This is a genomic window from Rhodococcus aetherivorans, from assembly GCF_011058165.1.
In the GTDB taxonomy this organism is placed as follows: domain Bacteria; phylum Actinomycetota; class Actinomycetes; order Mycobacteriales; family Mycobacteriaceae; genus Rhodococcus; species Rhodococcus aetherivorans.
Genome location: NZ_JAALEG010000163.1, coordinates 1 through 4471, shown reverse-complemented (window position 1 = coordinate 4471; position 4471 = coordinate 1). Strand labels below are relative to the sequence as shown.

Genomic DNA, 4471 nt, shown 5'->3' with positions numbered 1-4471 from the left:
CCCACGCCCGGCCCCGTCCCTGCCCGAACCCCCGCGCGGGTTCGGTGCGGGCGTCGCGCGCTGGACGCGCCGGCTGGTGCTCGGGGTGCTGCTCGCGGCGATCGCCGTCCTCGCCGGAACCGCGGTCCGCGTGTGGCAGGTGGCGCGCATCGACGACTGGAGCCGGGCCGACGCCATCGTGGTCCTCGGCGCCGCCCAGTACTCCGGCACCCCGTCGTCGGTGTTCCAGGCCCGGCTCGACCAGGCCCTCACCCTGTACGAGAACGGGGTGGCCGAGCGGATCGTCACCGTCGGCGGCAAGCAGGAGGGCGACCTGTTCACCGAGGCGGCGTCCGGCAAGAACTACCTGATCGCGCAGGGAGTGCCGGAGTCGGCGATCACCGCCGTCGAAGAGGGGTCGGACACGTTGCTCAGCGTCGAGGCGGTCAGCCGGGAGATGGCCGGGCAGGGACTGCACTCCGCGGTGCTGGTGAGCGATCCGTGGCATTCGCTGCGCACTCGCACCATGGCCCGCGACGCCGGTCTCGACGCGTGGACCGCGCCGACCCGCACCGGCCCCGCCGTGTACACCCGGGAGTCGCAGCTGCACGGGATCGCCCGCGAGACGGGCGCGCTGATCTGGTACCAGCTCACCCACGACTCGGCGGACTTCCCCTACACGGCCGCGCAGTGAAGGAGGACGTGATGCCGGGCTACAGCGAACACGAACTCGAGCGGCGCGTCGCCGAGGTCCCGAAGGTGTCGGCGCTCGCCGGTGCCGAGCCGGCGACCGCGAGCCGTACGCCGTTCGCGCGGGACCGTGCCCGCGTCCAGCACAGCGCTGCGCTGCGACGGCTCGCCGACAAGACCCAGGTGGTCGGCCCCCGCGACGGTGACACTCCGCGCACCCGGCTCACCCACTCGATCGAGGTCGCCCAGATCGGCCGCAGCATCGCCGAGGGCCTCGGCTGCGACCCCGACCTGGTGGACCTCGCCGGCCTCGCGCACGACATCGGACACCCGCCGTACGGCCACAACGGGGAACGCGCCCTCGACGAGGTGGCCGCGAGCTGCGGCGGGTTCGAGGGCAACGCGCAGAATCTGCGGATCCTCACGTGCCTCGAGCCGAAGATCCTCCACCCCGACGGCACGAGCGCCGGTCTGAACCTCACGCGCGCGACACTCGACGCGACGCTGAAGTACCCGTGGACCCGCCCGGCGCCCGGCGCGAAGTTCGGTGCCTACGACGACGACGCCGAGGTCCTCGCCTGGGTGCGCGACGGCGCGCCCGACCGGCGCAAGTGCCTCGAGGCCCAGATCATGGACTGGTCCGACGACGTCGCCTACTCCGTCCACGACGTCGAGGACGGCGTCATCGACGGACGGATCGACCTGCGTGTGCTCACCGACCCGGCGTCGGTGAACACGCTCGTCGATCTCGGCATGCGCGAGTTCTCCGGCCTGGACCCGAACGAGCTGGTGGAGGCGGCGAAGCGACTGTCGCAGATGCCGGTGGTCCAGGCCGTGGACACCTACGACGGCAGCCTCGCGTGCTCGGTGGCACTCAAGCGCCTCACGAGCGAGCTCGTCGGCCGATTCGCGACGGCAGCGATCATCGGCACCCGTGCCGTCACCGGCGACCGGCCCGTCACCCGCTACGACGCCGACCTCGTCGTTCCGCCCGTCGTCGCGTCCGAGGTGGCGCTGCTCAAGACCATGGCCCTGCAGTTCGTGATGTCCGACGCCGCCCACCGGCAGCGTCAGGAACGGCAACGTGAACGGATCCACCGCGTCGCCGAATGGCTGATGCGCACGGCGCCGGTCGGCCTCGACCCGTTCTTCGTGCCGCTGTGGGACGCCGCCGTCGACGACGCCGCCCGCATGCGGGTGATCGTCGACCAGATCGCCTCGTGCACCGAGGCCCGGCTCGAACGGATCGACCGCGACAGCCTCGCCGCTCAGGCGAGTTGGGGGTAGCGCCTAGACTCGTCGTCGTGGCCGGGCGTATTTCAGACAGAGACATCGCGGCCGTCCGCGACCGCGTCCGGATCGAGGACATCGTCGGCGAGTACGTCGCCCTCAGGCGCGGCGGCGCCGACTCGATGAAGGGGCTGTGTCCCTTCCACGACGAGAAGTCCCCGTCCTTCCACGTCCGCCCCAACCACGGTCACTTCCACTGCTTCGGCTGCGGCGAGGGCGGCGACGTGTACTCGTTCCTGCAGAAGATCGAGCACATCAGCTTCGTCGAGGCCGTCGAGCAGCTCGCCGACCGGGTCGGCTACACCCTCAACTACGAGGGCGGCGGTCCGTCGGTGCAGCGCGACCGGGGCACCCGCGCCCGGCTCGTCGCCGCCAACGCGGCCGCGCAGGAGTTCTACGCCGAGCAGCTGCGTACGCCCGGCGCGCAGGCGGCGCGGGACTACCTGACCGAGCGCAGCTTCGACGAGTCCGCGGCCGAGGTGTTCGGGTGCGGTTACGCCCCCGACGGCTGGGATGCCCTCACCAAGCACCTGCTCACCCGTGGCTTCGAGTTCGCCGAGCTCGAGGCCGCCGGGCTGTCCAAACAGGGGCGCCGCGGACCCATCGACCGGTTCCACCGGCGGCTGCTGTGGCCGATCCGCAATCTCGCCGGCGACGTCATCGGTTTCGGTGCCCGTCGGCTGTTCGACGACGACACGCTCACGGCGAAGTACGTCAACACCCCGGAAACGTTGCTCTACAAGAAGTCTCAGGTGCTGTTCGGCCTGGACCTGGCCAAGCGGGAGATCGCCAAGGCGCACCAGGCCGTGATCGTCGAGGGCTACACCGACGTCATGGCGATGCACCTGTCGGGCGTGAAAACCGCTGTGGCCGCGTGCGGTACCGCATTCGGCGACGAGCACCTGGCGATGCTGCGGCGCCTGCTCATGGACGACAGCTACTTCCGCGGTGAGATCATCTACACCTTCGACGGCGACGCAGCGGGCCGGGCCGCGGCGATGAAGGCGTTCGAGGGCGACCAGAAGACCACGGCCAAGACGTTCGTCGCGATCGCGCCCCAGGGCATGGATCCGTGCGAGCTGCGGCAGAAGTCCGGCGACGGGGCGGTGCGCGACCTCGTCGCCCGGCGCACCCCGATGTTCGAGTTCGTCGTCAAGTCGATCCTCACCGAACACAACCTCGACACCGCCGAGGGGCGGGTGGAGGCGCTGCGCCGCACGGTTCCCGTGGTGGCCCGGATCAAGGAACGCACGCTGCGCGACAGCTACGCGGTGCAGCTGTCGCACTGGGTGGGCTGGGACGACATTCCGGCCGTGCGCCGGCGCGTGCAGGACGAGTCCCGGCGCGTCGCCCGCGGCGGCGACGAGAAGCCGCGCACCGCCGCGCCGCAACAGCGGGCGGAGACGGCCGCGGCGGGCACGGTCCTGCGCCGGCCCCGCCCCAACGATCCGGCGCTGTGGCCGCAGCGCGACGCCCTCAAGGCGGCGCTGCAGTACCCCGGCATCGCCGGCACCGTGTTCGATTCGCTGCCCGCCGAGACGTTCACCGACCCGGCCTACGCGGCGGTGCGCGAGGCTGTGGCCGCGGTCGGCGGGACGAGCGCGGGACTCGGCGGCGCGGAATGGGTGGACGCCGTCGGGCGCGCCGCCACCGACCCGATGGTGCACTCGCTGGTCATGGAACTCGCGGTGGACCCGCTGCCCGCGGAGGAGGACCGGATGCCCCGCTACATCGGCGGGGTCCTCGCCCGGCTGCAGGAGGTCTGGGTGGGGGAGCAGGTCGCCGAACTCAAGTCCAAACTGCAGCGCATCTCCCCGGCCACCGAATCCGACGAGTTCCACTCGTTGCTCGGGGACCTCGTTGCGCTCGAGCAGTACCGGCGCAGCCTGCTCGACCAGGCCATCGGCGACACCAGCGGCGACGGCCTGGCCGGCTGAACTCACGCCACCCGCGTCACCGCCGCAACTGGTCGCGGGGGACGAGGATCGTGGTCTGCTCGTCGAGCGGCTTCATCGGCTCGAGCTTCGGCTCCGGGCTGAGCGAGTCGGCCAGCTTCTGCCGGCTCACCTCGATCGCCTTCTTCGTCACCGGACTACCCGCGACCGCCTTCGCCGTCCTGCTGAGCTGTTCGTACCGGGCGCGGCCCGCCCGTGTCCCCAGGACGTAGCCCGCGGCAACCCCCACCAACAGTCCGATCAACGTCGTCTCCATTCAGCCGTGTCAACGTCCCACCCATCCTGCCCGATCCTCGCCCTCGGGCTCACAGGCAGGCGATTTGGTGCCGCGTCGGGTGGGGCGCTACAGTTCTTCACGCACCGCGGGAAACGGCGGAGCACCGCAGGACAATCCCCTGTAGCTCAATTGGCAGAGCATTCGACTGTTAATCGAACGGTTGCTGGTTCGAGTCCAGCCGGGGGAGCATCCGCACGACAGACGAACCCCCGTCACCCCCTGGGTGGCGGGGGTTCGCTATTCCCGTGAGGATCTCGTCGAGATCCACCTCCAGGATGTA

At 70.9% G+C, this 4471-nt stretch carries 4 protein-coding genes and 1 tRNA gene; 4 read left to right on the top strand and 1 reads right to left on the bottom strand.

The window, feature by feature from the left end:
• The first annotated feature begins 19 nt into the window (after positions 1–19).
• From G6039_RS29680 to dnaG, 3 genes are read left to right on the top strand one after another with little or no spacing between them, the layout of a single operon-like run.
• Positions 20–673, top strand: coding sequence for a YdcF family protein (locus G6039_RS29680; RefSeq protein ID WP_044476619.1), 654 nt, complete (start codon positions 20–22; stop codon positions 671–673).
• Between the two features lie 11 nt (positions 674–684).
• Positions 685–1956, top strand: coding sequence for a deoxyguanosinetriphosphate triphosphohydrolase (locus tag G6039_RS29675; RefSeq protein ID WP_006947621.1), 1272 nt, complete (start codon positions 685–687; stop codon positions 1954–1956).
• Positions 1957–1973: 17 nt separating this feature from the next.
• Positions 1974–3896, top strand: a complete 1923-nt coding sequence (gene dnaG / locus G6039_RS29670; RefSeq protein ID WP_006947623.1) for a DNA primase — start codon at positions 1974–1976, stop codon at positions 3894–3896.
• A 16-nt stretch (positions 3897–3912) separates the two neighbouring features.
• On the opposite strand, the gene G6039_RS29665 is transcribed toward dnaG, so the two are convergent.
• Positions 3913–4158 (bottom strand): hypothetical protein, encoded by a 246-nt coding sequence (locus G6039_RS29665; protein ID WP_010594277.1) that lies wholly within the window; start codon positions 4156–4158, stop codon positions 3913–3915.
• Between the two features lie 147 nt (positions 4159–4305).
• On the opposite strand from G6039_RS29665, the gene G6039_RS29660 reads away from it, so the two are divergent.
• Positions 4306–4378 (top strand) — tRNA-Asn (locus G6039_RS29660).
• Positions 4379–4471: the final 93 nt, after the last annotated feature.